The organism is Streptomyces sp. Je 1-79, assembly GCF_025195125.1.
Lineage (GTDB): Bacteria > Actinomycetota > Actinomycetes > Streptomycetales > Streptomycetaceae > Streptomyces.
This window is the reverse complement of sequence record NZ_JAMGSL010000014.1, coordinates 88,958-104,697: the sequence shown is the minus strand read 5'-3', so window position 1 is coordinate 104,697 and position 15,740 is coordinate 88,958. Positions and strand designations below refer to the sequence as shown.

Genomic DNA, 15,740 nt, shown 5'->3' with positions numbered 1-15,740 from the left:
GGGCCGGCCCGGTGGTGTCACCGGGTCGGCCCCCTCCGGGGGCGGAACGCTCAGGCGCCGCGCAGTACGGCGCCCGTGCGCTCGGACGCGAGGGCCACGGCCGCGTCGCGCGCGGCGCTGGCCTCGTCGACCGTGAGGGTGCGGTCCGTGGCGCGGAACTTCAGCGCGTACGCCAGGGACTTCTTGCCCTCGCCGAGCTGGTCGCCGGTGTACACGTCGAACAGCCGGATGGCCTCCAGGAGTTCACCGGCGCCGTCGCGCAGCGCGGCCTCGACCGTGGCGGTCGGGACCGACGCGTCGACGACCAGGGCGACGTCCTGCGTGGCGACCGGGAACGAGGAGATGGCCGGGGCCTTCAGCGGGCCCTCGTTCGCCTTCTCCACCAGGTCCAGGTCCAGCTCCATCGCGCAGGTGCGGTCCGGCAGGCCGAGCGCCTTCACGACGCGCGGGTGCAGCTCGCCGCCGTGGCCGACGAGCACCTGCTCGCCGTCCACGACCACGTGGAACGCGGCGCAGCGGCCGGGGTGCCACGGGGCGTGCTGGTCGGCGCTGATGATCAGCTCGACACCGGCCTCGGCGGCCACGGTGCGCGCCGCCTGGATCGCGTCGGCCCAGTCGGTCGGGCGGCCCTTGCCCCACCAGCCGGCCTGCTCGCGGGCGCCGGCGAGGACGACGGCGACACGGCGCGGCTGCGCGGGCAGCGCGGCGTTGACCGTGGCGATCTCCTCGTCGGTGGGGCGACGGTCGACGGGCAGCCGCACGGCGACGCCCTGCCGCTCGCCCGGCCGGAAGACCAGACCGGTCTCGAAGAGCGCCAGGTCGTGGCTGCCGCGCCCGTCGTTGCGGCGCAGCGCGCCGAGCAGGCCCGGCAGCAGCGTCGTACGGAGCGCGGGCTCCTCGTCGGAGAGCGGGTTGACGAGCGTGACCACACGGCGGCGGGCGTCGTCCGCCTCCAGGCCGAGCTGGTCGAAGACCTGCGCGCCGATGAACGGGTAGTTCAGCGCCTCCACGTAGCCGGCGCCGGCCAGCGCGCGGCCGACCCGGCGGTGGGTGCGCTGGCGCTCGGTGAGGCCACGCCCGGCGGGCGGCTTGGGCAGCGTCGAGGGCAGGTTCTCGTAGCCCTCCAGCCGGATGACCTCTTCGGCGAGGTCGTTCGGCACGTAGAGGTCGGGGCGCCACGACGGGACGGTGACGACGAGCTCGTCCTGCCCGTAGACGTCGCAGCCGATCTCCTGGAGGCGGCGGACCACGGTCTCGCGGCCGTAGGAGACGCCCGCGACCTTGTCCGGGTGGTTCGCCGGCATGGTGACCGTGCGGGGCGCGGACGGCGCGACGATCTCGGTGACACCGGCCTCGGCCGTACCGCCCGCGAGCAGCACGAGCAGGTCGACGCAGCGCTGCGCGGCGGCGGCCGCGGCCTGCGGGTCGACCCCGCGCTCGAAGCGCCGGGACGCCTCGGAGGCCAGCTTGTGCCGGCGCGCCGTACGGGCGATCGAGATCGCGTCGAAGTGCGCGGCCTCGATGACGACCTCGGTGGTGCCCGTGACGATGCCCGTCTCGGGGTCGGTCACCGGGTCGGCGATCTCCGTGTGGGCGCCGCCCATCACACCGGCGAGACCGATGGGCCCGCTGTTGTCGGTGATCAGCAGGTCCCCGGAGTCGAGGACGCGCTTGACCCCGTCGAGCGTGGTGATCGTCTCCCCGGCGGCGGCACGGCGGACGCCGATGGGGCCGTCGAGCCGGGTGCGGTCGTAGGCGTGCAGCGGCTGACCGAGCTCCAGCATCACGTAGTTGGTGATGTCGACGGCGAGCGAGACGGTGCGCATGCCGGCCTTCTGGAGCCTGCGCTGCATCCAGAGGGGGGTACGCGCCTCGGGCGTGACCCCGACGACCGTACGGGCGGTGAAGCGGTCGCAGCCGATCGGGTCGGCGACCTGGATCGGGTAGCCGTACGAGTTCGGGGCGGGCACGTCCAGGAGCGCCGGGTCGCGCAGCGGCAGGCCGTACGCGATGGCGGTCTCGCGGGCGATACCGCGCATCGAGAGGCAGTAGCCGCGGTCGGGCGTGACGGCGATGTCGAGGACCTCGTCGTACAGCTCCAGGAGCTTCGTGGCGTCGATGCCGATCTCGAGCTCGGGCGGCAGCACGATGATGCCGTGCGAACCGTCGTCGCCCATGCCCAGCTCGTCGCCGGAGCAGATCATGCCGCGGGAGACCCGGCCGTACGTCTTGCGCTCGGCGATCCGGAAGTCACCGGGGAGCACGGCGCCGGGCAGCGCCACGACGACCTTGTCGCCCTCGGCGAAGTTCCGGGCGCCGCAGATGATCTCCTGGGGCTCGCCCGTGCCGTTGGCCTGGCCGACGTCGACGGTGCAGAAGCGGATGGGCTTCTTGAACTCCGTCAGCTCCTCGATGGTGAGGACCTTGCCGACGACCAGCGGGCCGGTCAGGCCGGCGCCGAGCTGCTCGACGGTCTCGACCTCGAGTCCTGCCGGAATGAGCTTGGCCTGGACGTCGCGTCCGGTCTCCGTCGCCGGCAGGTCGACGTACTCCCGCAGCCAAGAAAGCGGGACCCGCATCAGATCTCCATCCCGAACGGCCGGGTGAACCGGACGTCACCCTCGACCATGTCTCGCATGTCTTCGACGTTGTGGCGGAACATCAGCATCCGCTCGATGCCGAACCCGAAGGCGAATCCGCTGTACTTCTCCGGGTCGACACCGCAGGCGACGAGCACCTTGGGGTTGACCATGCCGCAGCCGCCCAGCTCGATCCAGCCCTCGCTGCCGCACGTGCGGCAGGGCCGGTCCGGGTTGCCGACGGACTCGCCGCGGCAGACGTAGCAGAGCATGTCCATCTCGGCGGACGGCTCGGTGAACGGGAAGAAGTTCGGGCGGAGCCGGGTCTTCATGTCGGGCCCGAAGAGCGCCTGGACCATGTGGTCGAGGGTGCCCTTGAGGTCGGCCATGGTCAGGCCCTCGTCGACGGCGAGCAGCTCGATCTGGTGGAAGACCGGGGTGTGCGTGGCGTCGAGCTCGTCCGTGCGGTAGACGCGGCCGGGGCAGACCACGTAGACCGGGGGCTCCCGGTCGATGAGCGTGCGGGCCTGCACCGGGGAGGTGTGCGTACGGAGCACGACACCGGACTCGTCGCCGGTGGTGGCGGTTCCCTCGACGGAGGTTCCCTGGACGAAGAAGGTGTCCTGCATCTGGCGCGCCGGGTGGTCCGGCACGAAGTTGAGGGCGTCGAAGTTGAACCACTCCGCCTCGACCTCGGGCCCCTCGGCGACCTCGTACCCCATGGAGACGAAGACGTCGGCGACCCGCTCCATGAGCGTGGTCAGCGGGTGGCGGGCGCCGGCGGGGACCCGGTCGTACGGCAGGGTGACGTCCACCGCCTCCTCGACCAGGACGCGCGCGTCGCGCTCGGCCTCCAGCTCGGCCTGGCGGGCGGCGAGGGCCTTGGAGACCGCCCCGCGGGCCTGGCCCACGAGCTTGCCGGCCGCGGCCTTGGCCTGCGGCGGCAGCGCGCCGATCTCGCGGTTGGCCAGCGCGAGCGGCGAGGTGCCGCCCGTGTGCGCGACCTTCGCGTGCGCGAGCGCGTCGAGGTCACCCGCGGCGGCGAAGGCGGCGAGCGCCTCGTCCCGCATGCGCTCGATCTCTTCCGGTTTCAAGGCCTCGACCTCAACCGGGTCGTACGACTTATTGGGTGCGGACATCTCTTCCCGTGCTTCCGTTTGGCTGGCTTGGGCGCGGCCCCGCTCGACGTCAAGGGCGCAAACGTGCCAAAGGTCGAGTCTAACGGGGCGCGGGGACGCGAATGAGCCCGTGGGCGGCCCGGGCGGCTGGTGATCTCGTCAGGCGAGATAGGCCGGGGCGCCGACGGGCAGGATAAATCGGAATTCGGCGCCGCCCCGGGGGGCGCGGCCGACGGTGATGGTGCCGCCGTGGGCCTCGACGATGCCCTTGACGATGTACAGGCCGAGTCCGGTGCCACCGCGCTTGCTCCCCCGCCAGAAGCGGGTGAAGACACGGCCCATCGACTCCTCGGGGATGCCGGGGCCTTCGTCGCTCACGGTGACCGCCGTTCCCTTCTCTCCGTCGGTGGTGGCGCTGGTGGGTGCCACCTCGATGGTGACGGTTCCCTCGCCGTGGCGCACCGCATTTTCCAGCAGGTTGCCGAGGATCTGGTCGATCTTGTCGGGGTCGGCCCACAGGTCGGGCAGCTGGGGCCGGACCCGGACGAAGAAGCGGTCCGGGGACTGTCCGCCGGTGGTGTGCGCCTGGATGTGGCGGCCGACGGCGGCGGCGATGTCGACGGGCTGGCGGCGCACCTCGAGCCGGCCGGAGTCGATCCGGGAGATGTCGAGGAGCTCGGCGATGAGCCGGGTGATGCGGCCGGCGTCGGCGTCGACGGTCTCCAGCATCAGTCGCTTCTGGTCGTCGGTGAACCGCTCCCACTTGGCGAGCAGGGTCGCCGTGAAGCCCTTGACGGAGGTCAGGGGCGAGCGCAGCTCGTGGGCGACGGTGGCGATGAGCTCGGCGTGGCTGCGCTCGGTACGGCGCCGGGCCTCGGTGCCGCGCAGCGAGACGACGACGCGGCGGACGGGCCCGGTGGGGTGCTCGCGGACGTAGCGGGCGGAGACGAGGACCTCGCGGCCGCCCGGCAGGAGCAGATTGCGCTCCGGCTGGCCGCGGCGGGTGGCGAGCCCGCCGTACGGGTCGGTGAGGGTCCACCAGCGGCGGCCCTTGAGGTCCTCCAGGGGCAGCGCCTGTTCGAGCGGGAGGCCGAGGGCCTGGTCCTGGGCCACGGAGGTGATCCGGGCGGCGGCGGCGTTGAAGCAGACGATGCGTCCCGTGGCGTCGGCGACGACGAGACCGTCGGGCAGCTCGTCGGGGTCGACGCCGGGGCCGTCCGATGCCGTACGGGAGGACCCGTCCGGGTCCTCCGGGGCATCGGGCGCGGTACTCCGTGCCTGTGCGGGACTGTCCGTGCCGACCGTCATCCCCGTTCCCCACCCCTCCGTGTAGCGCAGTGGGCCCCCGAGTTGGTCACCCTACTAGGTGCGGGTGACGCTTTGGAGCCCCTCAGCGGGAGGTTCGGGGGCGCTGGGCGCGCGCGGAGGCGTAGAGGCACACGGCGGCGGCCGTCGCGAGGTTGAGGCTCTCGGCCTTGCCGTGGATCGGTACGCGCACCACCGCGTCGGCGAGGGCGCGGGTCTCCTCCGGGAGCCCCCAGGCCTCGTTGCCGAAGACCCAGGCGGTGGGGCCGCCCATGGTGCCCGCGTCGAGCTCGTCGTCGAGGTCGTCCTGGCCGGCGCCGTCGGCGGCGAGGATCCGCACGCCCGCGCTCTTCAGACCGGCGACGGCCTGCTCGACCGGGACGCCGACGACGACCGGGAGGTGAAAGAGGGAGCCGACGGAGGCGCGGACGGACTTGGGGTTGTACAGGTCGACGGAGGCGTCGGTGAGGACGACGGCGTCGGCGCCGGCCGCGTCGGCGCAGCGCAGGACGGTGCCGGCGTTGCCGGGGTCGCGTACGTGGGCGAGGACGGCGACCAGCTTGGGCTTGGCCGCGAGGATCTCCTCGAACGGCGAGTCGAGGAAGCGGCAGACACCGACGAGGCCCTGCGGGGTGACGGTCTGGGAGACCTCGGCGAGGACGGCGGCGTCGGCGTAGTGGACACGGGCCCCGGCCGCGCGGGCGGCGTCGACGATCCCGGTGTACCGCTCGGCGGCCTCGACGGTGGTGAAGAGCTCGACGAGGGTGGGCTCACCGGAGCCGCTGCGGTGCTCGACGGCCTCGCGGACGGCCTGCGGGCCCTCGGCGATGAAGAGACGGTCCTTGCCCCGGAAGTTGCGCTTGGCCAGCCGCCTGGCGGCGACGACACGCGGCGAACGCGGGGAGATCAGCTCGGGGGTACCCATGGGGTCGGCGGCTCTTTTCGGGGGTCCGGGCGGGTCGTGGCCTGGCGGCCTGGCTTCGAACACGACCGGACCCGCAGGCCCGAAGGCCTGCGGGTCCGGTGCGGAAGATCTGCGGCCTGGAGATCAGGCAGCGGCCTTCGGCGCGTTGACGTCGGCCGGAAGGGCCTTCTGCGCGACCTCGACCAGCGCGGCGAACGCGTTGATGTCGTTGACGGCCAGCTCGGCGAGGATCTTGCGGTCCACCTCGATGTTGGCGGCCTTCAGACCCTGGATGAGGCGGTTGTACGTCATGCCGTTCTGGCGGGCAGCGGCGTTGATGCGCTGGATCCACAGCTGACGGAAGTCGCCCTTGCGCTTCTTGCGGTCGTTGTAGTTGTAGACCAGGGAGTGGGTGACCTGCTCCTTGGCCTTGCGGTACAGGCGCGAACGCTGACCGCGGTAGCCGGAGGCCGCCTCGAGGATCGCCCGGCGCTTCTTGTGGGCGTTGACTGCCCGCTTGACGCGTGCCACTTCTTAACTCCTTGTAGCGGGGTCGCGGTGGTACTCACACGACCCGGAAATCGGATGGGTCCCGGTCTTGGCCGGATGCCCTCGTCGCCGAGGGCGGGAGATCAAGATCAGATGCCCAGCATCTTCTTGATCTTGGCCGCGTCGCCCGGGGCCATCTCGGCGTTGCCGGTGAGGCGACGCGTCAGCTTGGACGACTTGTGCTCGAGCAGGTGGCGCTTACCGGCGCGCTCGCGCAGCACCTTGCCGGAGCCGGTGATCTTGAAGCGCTTCTTGGCACCGGAGTGCGTCTTGTTCTTCGGCATCGCGCCGTTATCTCCTCGTCAGTGGCGCTCCCCCGGTGCAGGCACCGGACATCCGGGAGCGTCAGTTCGTTGGTGGTTCCGGGCGGGGCCCAGGGCTGCCTGGGTGGCAGCCCCTCGGGTCACGCCTCGGGGTTCTCGGCCTCGGCGGGAGCCTCGGCCGAAGCCTCCTCGGCCGGAGCCTCGGCGGTCTCGTCGGACGAGACGCCCTGACGCTCCGCCTTGCGCGCGGCCTGGGCCTCACGCGCCTCGGCCATGGCCTCGGTCTTCTTCTTGTGCGGGCCGAGAACCATGATCATGTTCCGGCCGTCCTGCTTCGGGTTGGACTCGATGAAGCCAAGCTCCTCGACGTCCGAAGCCAGCCGCTGCAGCAGCCGGAAGCCAAGCTCGGGGCGGGACTGCTCACGACCACGGAACATGATCGTGATCTTGACCTTGTCGCCCTGCTTGAGGAACCGGACGACGTGACCCTTCTTGGTGTCGTAGTCGTGCGGGTCGATCTTCGGCCGGAGCTTCATCTCCTTGATGACCGTGTGCGCCTGGTTCTTGCGCGCCTCACGGGCCTTCATGGCCGACTCGTACTTGAACTTCCCGTAGTCCATGAGCTTGCACACGGGCGGACGGGCGTTCGCCGCGACCTCGACCAGGTCGAGGTCGTACTCCTGTGCGAGCTCCAGGGCCTTGGCAAGCGGAACAATCCCGACCTGCTCGCCGCTGGGGCCGACAAGTCGCACCTCGGGAACGCGAATCCGGTCGTTGATGCGGGGCTCGGCGCTGATGGATCCTCCTCGGTAGCACCACGCGACCGCCTGGCGGACGGACGCGTATGTCTATGACATTGAGACCAACCGCGCCGGGATATGAAAAATGCCCCGGACGGGACACAGGCGGGGCTCCACGGAAATACCGGAGCACCGCCGCGGTGAACCGCGGGGCGCACATCGGGCGGCTCCATCGTCCGTACGGAACGATGGGCGCCACCTGACCGGTGACCCGCCGCCCGCGAGGGCAGCCAGGTGGGAGATCGGAGCCTCCACTTGTGGGCCGGGCACACAGGTGTCCGGCCGGTCGTTACACAAGGTTAGCACCGTCGGAGTGGGATGGCTAACCGAGGACCGAGGCGGGGAGGACACGCCGCCCGGCATATCGTGTGGGCATGAGCGAGACGCCCCACACCGAGTCCGCGGACTCCCCCGACTTCGACGACATGACCCGTGACATCGCGGAGGTTCCCGCGGTCGAGGTCATCGTGACCGTCGCGGTGAACCTGATGAGCGCCGCCGCGGTGAAGCTCGGGCTCACCGAGGACGGCGAGCAGCACAAGGACCTCGACGAGGCGCGCAAGCTGGTCCACGCGCTGGCCGGGCTCCTCGACGCCGGCGCGACGGAGATCAGCTCCTTCCACGCGGCGCCGCTGCGGGACGGTCTGAAGTCCCTGCAGCTGGCCTTCCGCGAGGCCTCCCTCGTCCCGGACGAGCCGGGCCAGGGCCCGGGCGAGAAGTACACGGGGCCTGTCTACGGATAGGGCCTCAACGGGGGTGCGGGGCCCGTCCCGGACCCCGCACCCGATCAGTTCCTCACGTAGAAGGGCTCGCCCGGAGGCGTGGCCGTGGCCGGCAGGATTGCCAGGTCGAGGCCGCGTACCAGGCGGGCCCTCAGTGTTTCGTCGGCGGCCAGGGCACGGGCCACGCGCTGGGCGGCCTCCGCGGGCGCGGCGCCCTCGGCCAGGACGAGCGCGAGCGTGCCGTCGGCGGCGCCGGGGCCGAGGTGGGCGCGGAGGACGGCGGGCTCGGCCGCGACCGCGCTGCGTACCGCCTCCCGTACCGCCGGGTCGTCCAGTGGGTCCGTGCTCGTGCGGCCCTCCGCGAGGGCGAGCAGCGCCGGGCCGGTCAGCTGGTACGGGACGGGGCCCGCCAGGTCGAGGACGACGGTGTCGGCCTTCTCGTGCGCGGCGGCCTGGAGCGCCTGGTGCAGGGGGACGGCCACCGGCCGGGCCTCCGGGTCCCAGAGGGCGAGCGAGGCGATCGAGGTGAACGCCGGCAGCGCCCGCCGGTCGCCCGCGGTGAGCGTGGGCACGGCCATGTCGCTGGTCTTCTCGCGGCGCAGACCGGTCTCCGGGTCCTCCTCGACCTCGCCGAGGACAGCGACCACCGGGACCAGCAGGCGCGCGTGCCGCAGCGCCTCCAGGACCGGGCCGTGGGCGGATCGGTCCGCGGCCCAGGCAGCGAGGGCCTCGGCGAGCCGCGGGTCGGCGGTTCCGTCGTCGTCGGAGAAACCGGGGTCAGGGATGTTCTTGAGCGCCACGCACCGAGCCTAACCGCCGTCGGACGGCCGCTTTCCCGGCGGGTCGCCGGCGCGGGCGCGGGCCACACCCGGGCGGCGTCCTGGCGTCAGGCCCCTGCCCCGCCCCAGACTTGCCCTGCCCGCCGTCGTGCCCGCGGTCGCCGTCCCGTACGGGCCCGCGCGGGGCTGTACGCATCGGCCCCGCCGCCGCACGACCGACCCTGGAGGAGACGGCCGCCGTGACCGTGGAAGTGGATCTCGACGCCGTCCTCGCGGAGGCGGTCGCACCCGTCCTCGCCGGGAGCCGGGCCTCCCTGTCGGTCGCGGTGCTCGACCTCGGGACCGGACGCTCGGCCTCGTACGGCGGCGAGGGGCGGACGTACGACACGGCCAGCGTGGTCAAGCTCGACATCCTCGTCGCCCTGCTGCTGCGCGCGCAGGACGAGGGCAGGGGGCTGACACCCACCGAACGGGCGGCCGCGGACGCCATGATCCGGCGCAGCGACAACGCCTCGGCCACCGCGCTCTGGGAGAGGATCGGCGGAGCGGGCGGTCTGGACGCGGCCGGCGCCCGGCTCGGGCTGTCCCGGACGAGCGGCGCGACGGCGTGGGGGCTGACGCAGACCACGGTCGCGGACCGGTTGGCGCTGCTGGAGGCGGTGTTCGGCGCGGACTCCCCGCTGGCCGGGGATTCCCGTGCGTATGCCACGGAGCTCCTGGAAGGCGTGGTCGCCGACCAGGGGTGGGGTGTCTCCGCGGCGGGTGACGGTCCGGCGCTGAAGAACGGATGGCTCCCCCGTGACGCGACCGGTCTGTGGGACGTGAACAGCGTGGGGCGCGTGACGGCCGACGGGCGGGCGTTCCTCGTCGCGGTCCTGTCCGACGGGCACGTCACGAAGGACGCCGGGGTGGAGAGCGTGGAGCGGGCCGCGCGGGCGGCGGTCAGCGCGGTGGGCGCGGCCCTGTAGTGCGGCTGCCGCGCCACAGGACGACGGCGGCCACGAGCAGGACGGCGCCGAGGCCGCCGACGGCCGGGGCGAGCAGGCCGATCGGCCTGCCCTCGTCCGCGGCGGTGTGCGGTCCGGAGCCGAAGAACCGGCCGCCGTAGCCGGCGGCGGCCTTCTTGGGGTCGGCGCCCTTGAGCTCGGCGCCTGCCTTGATGGCGGCGGCCGGGTCGACGGTGCCGTAGCCCTTGTCGTCGCTGCGGCCGTTCTTGGGCCGGTTGCGGGCGGTGTCGATGAGGAGCTGCTTGATCTGGGCGGGCGTCAGGTCGGGGTGGGCGGACCGGACGAGGGCGACGGCGCCCGAGACGAAGGCGGCGGCGGCGCTGGTGCCCCAGCCCTCGTAGTAGCTGCGGTCCGGGTCGGCGATGACGACGTCGACGCCGGGGGCGCTGACGGTGGCGTACCAGCGGCTGGTGGAGAAGGAGGCGTGGGTCCCCCACCGGTCGACGGCGGTGACGGCGACGACGCCGGGATAGGCGGCGGGGTACGAGATGTGGTCGCCCTTCTCGCCGCCGTTGCCGGCCGAGGCGACGACGGAGACGCCCTTGGAGAGGGCGTACTGGACGGCGGCGTCCTCGCCCGCGTCGGCGTGGGCGGACTTGGAGTCGTCGCCGAGGGAGAGGTTGATGACGTCGGCGCCGTTGTCGGTGGCCCAGCGGATTCCTTCGGCGAGGGCGGTGCCGCGGGTCTTGCGGGCCTTGTCACGGGCCTTGTCGGTGCCTTCGAGGATGACCCGGACGGGCAGGATCTCGGCCTTGGGCGCGATGCCGAGGACGCCGTCCTGACGGCCGACGCCGTGGCCGTGCCCGGCGATGATGCCGGCCATGGCGGTGCCGTGGCGCGCCCAGGCGCGGTCACCGCGCTCGGCGCCGAAGCCGACGAGGTCCTTGCCGGCGCGGACCGACCCGGTGAGGTCGGGGTGTTCGGCGTCGACTCCGGTGTCGAGGACGGCGACGGTGATGCCCTCGCCCTGGGTGGTGCGCCAGGCCTCGGTGGTGTGGAGGGCTTCGAGGCCCCACTGGCGGGCGCGGATGGTGTCGGCGTACGCCGGGGTGGTGGTCCCGGGGAGGACGGCGAAGGCGGTGGCGAGGAGGGCCGCTACGGCGCGGGAGCGGGTCACTCGTCACCCCTGGCCGCCGTGGTGACCGTGGTGCGCAGGGCGCGTTCGATCCGGTCGGCGACGCCCTTGGCCTCGTGCCCCAGGCCGGCCTGGGCGGTGGCGCTGGTCTGTCCGTCGGCCATGGCGCGGTCGGCGGGTACGGGGTCCCCGGCCGGGCGGCCGTCGGCGAAGCCGGAGACGGCGGTGACGACGACGGGGAGGTCCGTGAGGGCGCGGGTCCACCAGCTGGCCCGCTGCGCGGCGCCGAAGCGCGCGGCCGCGGTGCCGGGGGCGGAGAGGGCCGGGGGCACGTCGGCGCCGAGGCGGGCGGCGGACTGGACCCCGAGGGAGCGCGCGGCGGTGGGGTCGGCCTGTGTGAAGACCAGGCCGACGGTGATGACGCTGCTGGCGGTGGCGTCGGTGTACGTGGCGCGCAGGACGCGGTCGCAGCCGACGGGTTGCAGGGTGGTGAGCACGCTCTTGGGCAGGACGGCCGGGGTGCAGGGGGTGTCGGCCGCGACGACGACCCGCGTCCAGGTGCGGTCGGCGGCGCCGGGGCCCTCACCGGGGCCCGCGAGGGTGCGGGGGAAGAGGGTGTCGACGGGGACGCTGTGCCACACGGTCCTGGCCTCGGCGTAGCCCTCGGGCTCGTCGGGCGCGCCGGCGTCGGTGGTGGCGAGGACGGCTCCGGCGACGGCACCGCCGACGAGGCCGACGCCGAGGACCAGACAGGCTCCGGCCGCGACGACACGGCCGACGCGGCGCTCGCGGATGGGCCGCAGGCGGGTGGTGGTCTCGGCCAGGGTCTCCGGCGGCGCGGTGTAGGGCCGGTAGGCGCCGTACGTGCCGTACGTCTGCGCCGGCCTCGGCGGGGCGGGCGTCGTGGGGCGCACCGGGGCGGGGTGGGTCGGCGCCGGGGGCGGTGTGGCGGGACGCGGCGGTCCGGGCCGGGAGGGGGTGTCGCGGATGGGCCGCAGCCGCGTGGTCCGCTCGACGGCCGGCACGTCGGCGGCCGGAGCCGACGCCGCGGGGCGGGCGGGGGTGGTGGGCGGCGCGGGGTGGGTGGGGGTACGGGGCGCCACGGGGTGGGCACCGGGCGTTCCGGAGCGGGCGGAGGTGCCGGGCGACGCGGGGTGGGTGGGGATGGTGCGCGGGGGCGTCGCGGGCCTCGGCGGCGGGGCCGTCGGGCCGGTGGCGGCGCCGGGAGCGGGCACGGGCGCGGAAGGCCGGCCGGCCGAGGCCGGGGGTTCCGTCGGCTGCGGTGGGACGCCGTGCGGGCCCGCGGCGCTCGTGGTGTTCGGTGCGGGGGTGTCCGGGCGGGGGGCCGGCGGGCGGCCGGACGGGCTCGCGGCGCTCGTGGGGTTCGGTGCGGGGGTGTCCGGGCGGGGGGCCGGCGGGCGGCCGGGCGGGGCGGGGTGCGGGGCGCCCTGTGGTGCGGCGTCGGGCGCCGGCGTCGGGGGCGGGAGCAGGGCCTCGCTGATGCGGGACGTGGGGCGGTGCGCGTCGGTGCTCATCCCCGCCCCCTGGTCGTTCCGTCCTGATGCCTGCCCTCGCAATGCCCGCCACTCTACGGGCTGTTCCCCCCGGTGCGGGAACTCAGGGGCTACCCACCCGTAAACCCGTCTGGCAAGCTCGGGCCATGACTCCCCGCGCCGCCGACCGGGCCCGGTACGACCGGGCCACCGCCCATCTCGACGCGCCTGTCGCCATCGTCGACCTGGAGGCGTTCGACGCCAACGCCGACGATCTCGTACGCCGGGCCGGCGGCAAGCCGATCCGGGTGGCGAGCAAGTCCGTGCGGTGCCGTGTCCTCCTGGAGCGGGTCCTGGCGCGCGAGGGGTTCGCGGGGATCATGTCGTTCACGCTCGACGAGTCGCTGTGGCTGGCCCGGGCCGGGTTCGAGGACGTGCTGCTCGCCTATCCGTCCGCCGACCGGACCTCGTTCGGCGAACTCGCGAACGATCCGAAGCTCGCCGCCGCGGTGACCGTGATGGTCGACGACCCGGCCCAGCTGGACCTGATCGACGCGGCACGCGCGGGTGGCGGCGAGGAGATCCGGATCTGCCTGGAGCTGGACACGTCGCTCCGGCTGCTCGGCGGCCGGGTACGGGTCGGCGCGCTCCGCTCCCCGCTGCGCGAGCCCGCCCAGCTCGCCGAGCTGGCCCGCTCGATCGCCCGTCGGCCCGGCTTCCGGCTGGTCGGGATCATGGCGTACGAGGGGCATGTCGCCGGGGTCGGGGACGCGGTCGCCGGGCGCCCGCTGCGGTCCCGGGTGATCCGGCTGATGCAGTCGGCCGCCCGCAGGGAGCTGGAGACCCGGCGCGCGGCCGTGGTCCGTGCCGTACGGGCGGTGGCGCCGGACCTGGAGTTCGTCAACGGCGGCGGCACGGGCAGCGTGCAGCACACGGCGGCCGAGGAGGCGGTGACCGAGATCGCCGCCGGTTCAGGGCTGTACGTGCCGCGTCTCTTCGACAACTACACGTCGTTCACCGGCCGTCCGGCGGCGCTCTTCGCCCAGCCGGTCGTGCGCCGCCCGGGCGTCGGCGTGGTGACCGTGCTCGGCGGCGGCTATCCGGCGTCGGGCGCCGCGGGCGCGGACCGGCTGCCCGTCCCGTACCTGCCGGAGGGGCTGCGCTACGACCCGCAGGAGGGCCCGGGCGAGGTGCAGACACCGCTGCTCGGCTCCGCGGCCGACGATCTCCTCATCGGGGACAAGGTGTGGTTCCGGCACGCGAAGGCCGGGGAGCTGTGCGAGCGGTTCGACAGCCTCCAGCTGATCGACGGCGACCGGATCACGGCGACGGTACCGACGTACCGGGGCGAGGGCCGTACGTTCCTGTAGCGGGCCACCCGTGGGCTCTCAGGCCCCCGGGGTGATCGAGCTGCCCACGCCCCCGCCCGTGTCACTGCCGATGGGGCGGATCCCCCGCGCGATCTCGTCCATCGTGGCGAGCGAGGGACCGTCCGGACCCGCGTCGAACGCGAAGCGCACGACCACCGGGGACTCGCTCCCCATCGGGGACGGGAAGGCCAGCGACTGGACGAAGCCGCCCGGGCCCTTGCCGGTGACGACCTGCCAGCGGACCAGGTAACCGGTGCGCCCGGCGACCGCGGCGGGGCGGGCGGCCACCACCTTGTGGGAGACGATGCCGCCGTGGGTGCGGTTGTCGAGGTAGTCCTCCTCGTAGGCCGCGTCGGCGGCCAGCGCGATGTCCTCCTTGGCGACGGCCTCGGGGGTCGTCGCGTCGGTGCCCGACACGGAGTGGGAGGAGACCATGCCGCGACGGCAGTCGCGGCTGGTGGCACCGGGGCACGGATAGGCGCCGACGGTCGCGACCCTCGGCACGTCGCCCGACATGTAGCGCGGTTTCTCCCAGCCCTTGAGGACGGGCAGGGTGATGCCGTTGAGCGGGTCGGCGACCTGGGTGGCGTTCTCGTCCTCGTCCTCGGCGGGCGCGCCACTGGTGGCCGAGGAGGAGGGCGCCACACCGGTGCTCACGGTCCCGGCCGGGCCCGCCGTGGGCGGGTCGTCCCGGTCGTCGCCGCCGAACACGACCACGCCCGCGACGACCGCCGCGACCACGGCCACCGCGGCGGCGCCGATGCCGACGGCCTTGCCCCGCCCCGCGCGTACGGGCAGAGCGGGCGCGAAGACCGTGGGCGCGGCCGGCGCCTGCCGGGTGTGCGCGGTCCAGTTCGTACCGTCCCACCAGCGTTCGACGGTGGGCATGGCCGGGTCCGGATACCAGCCGGGAGGGGTCGTCATGCTCATCCCGCAAGCCTAGGGGGTGTCTTGTGGACCATGGCCGGGCCGGCGAGGCGAGCACGGCAGGCCCTAGAGCGGGGTCACGTACGCGCCCGAGATGCCGCCGTCCACGAGGAAGTCGGTGGCGTTGATGAAGGAGGAGTCGTCGCTGGCGAGGAAGGCCACGGCGGCGGCGATCTCCTCGGCCTCCGCGAACCGGCCGACGGGGATGTGCACGAGCCGGCGCGCGGCCCGCTCCGGGTCCTTGGCGAACAGCTCCTGCAGGAGCGGGGTGTTGACCGGTCCCGGGCAGAGCGCGTTGACGCGGATGCCCTCGCGGGCGAACTGCACGCCCAGTTCACGGGACATGGCGAGCACGCCGCCCTTGGAGGCGGTGTACGAGATCTGGCTGGTGGCCGCGCCCATGATCGCGACGAACGAGGCGGTGTTGATGATGGAGCCCCGGCCCTGCTGCCGCATGTAGGGCAGGGCGGCCTTGCAGCACAGGTACACCGACGTGAGGTTGACGTCCTGGACGCGCTTCCAGGCCTCCAGGCCGGTGGTGAGGATGGAGTCGTCGTCGGGCGGCGAGATGCCCGCGTTGTTGAAGGCGATGTCGACGGAGCCGTAGGTGTCGAAGGCGGTCCTGAAGAGCGCCTCGACCTGCTCGGGGTCGGTGACGTCGACCTGGACGAAGGTGCCGCCGACCTCCTCGGCCGCCGCCTTGCCCGCGGTCTCGTCGATGTCGCCGCAGACGACGTTGGCGCCTTCGGAGGCGAGGCGGCGGGCGGTGGCCAGGCCGATGCCGCTGCCGGCCCCGGTGATGACGGCGGTGCGGCCGACGAGGCGGCGGCAGATGGTCTCGTTGCTCAG

General features: G+C 73.7%; 15 protein-coding genes. 3 read left to right on the top strand and 12 right to left on the bottom strand.

What is annotated here, in order from left to right; all coding sequences use genetic code 11:
• Nucleotides 1-50: 50 nt before the first annotated feature.
• The 7 genes from pheT to infC form a co-directional block, all read right to left on the bottom strand.
• On the bottom strand, nt 51-2,579 hold the full coding sequence (gene pheT, locus M5362_RS26665; RefSeq protein WP_260230306.1) for a phenylalanine--tRNA ligase subunit beta: 2,529 nt from the start codon (nt 2,577-2,579) through the stop codon (nt 51-53).
• Nucleotides 2,579-3,718 (bottom strand): phenylalanine--tRNA ligase subunit alpha, encoded by a 1,140-nt coding sequence (gene pheS, locus M5362_RS26660; RefSeq protein ID WP_260230305.1) that lies wholly within the window; start codon nt 3,716-3,718, stop codon nt 2,579-2,581. Before pheS ends, pheT begins: the two co-directional genes overlap by 1 nt.
• Nucleotides 3,719-3,856: 138 nt before the next feature.
• Nucleotides 3,857-5,005, bottom strand: a complete 1,149-nt coding sequence (locus tag M5362_RS26655) for an ATP-binding protein (protein ID WP_260230304.1) — start codon at nt 5,003-5,005, stop codon at nt 3,857-3,859.
• An 82-nt stretch (nt 5,006-5,087) separates the two neighbouring features.
• The gene (locus M5362_RS26650) at nt 5,088-5,927 is read right to left on the bottom strand and encodes an RNA methyltransferase (RefSeq protein WP_260230303.1); all 840 of its coding nucleotides are present in this window, start codon (nt 5,925-5,927) and stop codon (nt 5,088-5,090) included.
• A gap of 123 nt (nt 5,928-6,050) precedes the next feature.
• Nucleotides 6,051-6,437 carry a 50S ribosomal protein L20 gene (rplT, locus tag M5362_RS26645; RefSeq protein ID WP_017241732.1) on the bottom strand — a complete coding sequence of 129 codons (387 nt, stop codon included), beginning with the start codon at nt 6,435-6,437 and terminating at the stop codon, nt 6,051-6,053.
• A 107-nt stretch (nt 6,438-6,544) separates the two neighbouring features.
• Nucleotides 6,545-6,739 carry a 50S ribosomal protein L35 gene (gene rpmI / locus M5362_RS26640; protein ID WP_019884943.1) on the bottom strand — a complete coding sequence of 65 codons (195 nt, stop codon included), beginning with the start codon at nt 6,737-6,739 and terminating at the stop codon, nt 6,545-6,547.
• A 119-nt stretch (nt 6,740-6,858) separates the two neighbouring features.
• The gene (infC, locus tag M5362_RS26635) at nt 6,859-7,515 is read right to left on the bottom strand and encodes a translation initiation factor IF-3 (RefSeq protein ID WP_260230413.1); all 657 of its coding nucleotides are present in this window, start codon (nt 7,513-7,515) and stop codon (nt 6,859-6,861) included.
• Nucleotides 7,516-7,892: 377 nt separating this feature from the next.
• Between infC and M5362_RS26630 the strand changes: the two genes are divergently transcribed.
• Nucleotides 7,893-8,261 carry a DUF1844 domain-containing protein gene (locus tag M5362_RS26630; protein WP_260230300.1) on the top strand — a complete coding sequence of 123 codons (369 nt, stop codon included), beginning with the start codon at nt 7,893-7,895 and terminating at the stop codon, nt 8,259-8,261.
• A gap of 44 nt (nt 8,262-8,305) precedes the next feature.
• Here the strand turns inward: M5362_RS26630 and M5362_RS26625 are convergent, their stop codons facing one another.
• Nucleotides 8,306-9,040 carry an SseB family protein gene (locus M5362_RS26625; protein ID WP_260230299.1) on the bottom strand — a complete coding sequence of 245 codons (735 nt, stop codon included), beginning with the start codon at nt 9,038-9,040 and terminating at the stop codon, nt 8,306-8,308.
• 218 nt (nt 9,041-9,258) lie between these two features.
• Between M5362_RS26625 and M5362_RS26620 the strand changes: the two genes are divergently transcribed.
• Nucleotides 9,259-9,987, top strand: a complete 729-nt coding sequence (locus M5362_RS26620; RefSeq protein ID WP_308354915.1) for a serine hydrolase — start codon at nt 9,259-9,261, stop codon at nt 9,985-9,987.
• Here M5362_RS26620 and mycP read toward each other — a convergent pair.
• Together mycP and M5362_RS26610 are read right to left on the bottom strand one after the other, a co-directional pair.
• Nucleotides 9,962-11,143: a type VII secretion-associated serine protease mycosin gene (gene mycP / locus M5362_RS26615; protein ID WP_260230298.1), complete on the bottom strand. Its 1,182-nt coding sequence runs from the start codon at nt 11,141-11,143 to the stop codon at nt 9,962-9,964. The genes M5362_RS26620 and mycP overlap by 26 nt on opposite strands.
• On the bottom strand, nt 11,140-12,636 hold the full coding sequence (locus M5362_RS26610) for a hypothetical protein (RefSeq protein ID WP_260230296.1): 1,497 nt from the start codon (nt 12,634-12,636) through the stop codon (nt 11,140-11,142). Before M5362_RS26610 ends, mycP begins: the two co-directional genes overlap by 4 nt.
• A gap of 125 nt (nt 12,637-12,761) precedes the next feature.
• Here M5362_RS26610 and M5362_RS26605 point away from each other — a divergent pair, with 125 nt between their 5' ends.
• Entirely contained in the window at nt 12,762-13,964 is a 1,203-nt protein-coding gene (locus M5362_RS26605; protein ID WP_260230295.1) for an amino acid deaminase/aldolase, read from the top strand.
• A gap of 18 nt (nt 13,965-13,982) precedes the next feature.
• Here M5362_RS26605 and M5362_RS26600 read toward each other — a convergent pair whose 3' ends face one another.
• Nucleotides 13,983-14,894 carry a DUF2510 domain-containing protein gene (locus M5362_RS26600; protein WP_260230294.1) on the bottom strand — a complete coding sequence of 304 codons (912 nt, stop codon included), beginning with the start codon at nt 14,892-14,894 and terminating at the stop codon, nt 13,983-13,985.
• Between the two features lie 63 nt (nt 14,895-14,957).
• Nucleotides 14,958-15,740 carry a 3-oxoacyl-ACP reductase gene (locus tag M5362_RS26595; protein WP_260230411.1) on the bottom strand — a complete coding sequence of 261 codons (783 nt, stop codon included), beginning with the start codon at nt 15,738-15,740 and terminating at the stop codon, nt 14,958-14,960.

What these genes read in the sequence shown, in the direction of transcription:
- M5362_RS26630 (WP_260230300.1), top strand. Translation starts at nt 7,893, where the DNA reads ATGAGCGAGACGCCCCACACCGAGTCCGCGGACTCCCCCGACTTCGAC.
- pheS (WP_260230305.1), bottom strand. Translation starts at nt 3,718, where the DNA reads ATGTCCGCACCCAATAAGTCGTACGACCCGGTTGAGGTCGAGGCCTTG.
- M5362_RS26600 (WP_260230294.1), bottom strand. Translation starts at nt 14,894, where the DNA reads ATGAGCATGACGACCCCTCCCGGCTGGTATCCGGACCCGGCCATGCCC.
- M5362_RS26650 (WP_260230303.1), bottom strand. Translation starts at nt 5,927, where the DNA reads ATGGGTACCCCCGAGCTGATCTCCCCGCGTTCGCCGCGTGTCGTCGCC.
- M5362_RS26605 (WP_260230295.1), top strand. Translation starts at nt 12,762, where the DNA reads ATGACTCCCCGCGCCGCCGACCGGGCCCGGTACGACCGGGCCACCGCC.
- M5362_RS26610 (WP_260230296.1), bottom strand. Translation starts at nt 12,636, where the DNA reads ATGAGCACCGACGCGCACCGCCCCACGTCCCGCATCAGCGAGGCCCTG.
- M5362_RS26655 (WP_260230304.1), bottom strand. Translation starts at nt 5,005, where the DNA reads ATGACGGTCGGCACGGACAGTCCCGCACAGGCACGGAGTACCGCGCCC.
- pheT (WP_260230306.1), bottom strand. Translation starts at nt 2,579, where the DNA reads ATGCGGGTCCCGCTTTCTTGGCTGCGGGAGTACGTCGACCTGCCGGCG.
- rpmI (WP_019884943.1), bottom strand. Translation starts at nt 6,739, where the DNA reads ATGCCGAAGAACAAGACGCACTCCGGTGCCAAGAAGCGCTTCAAGATC.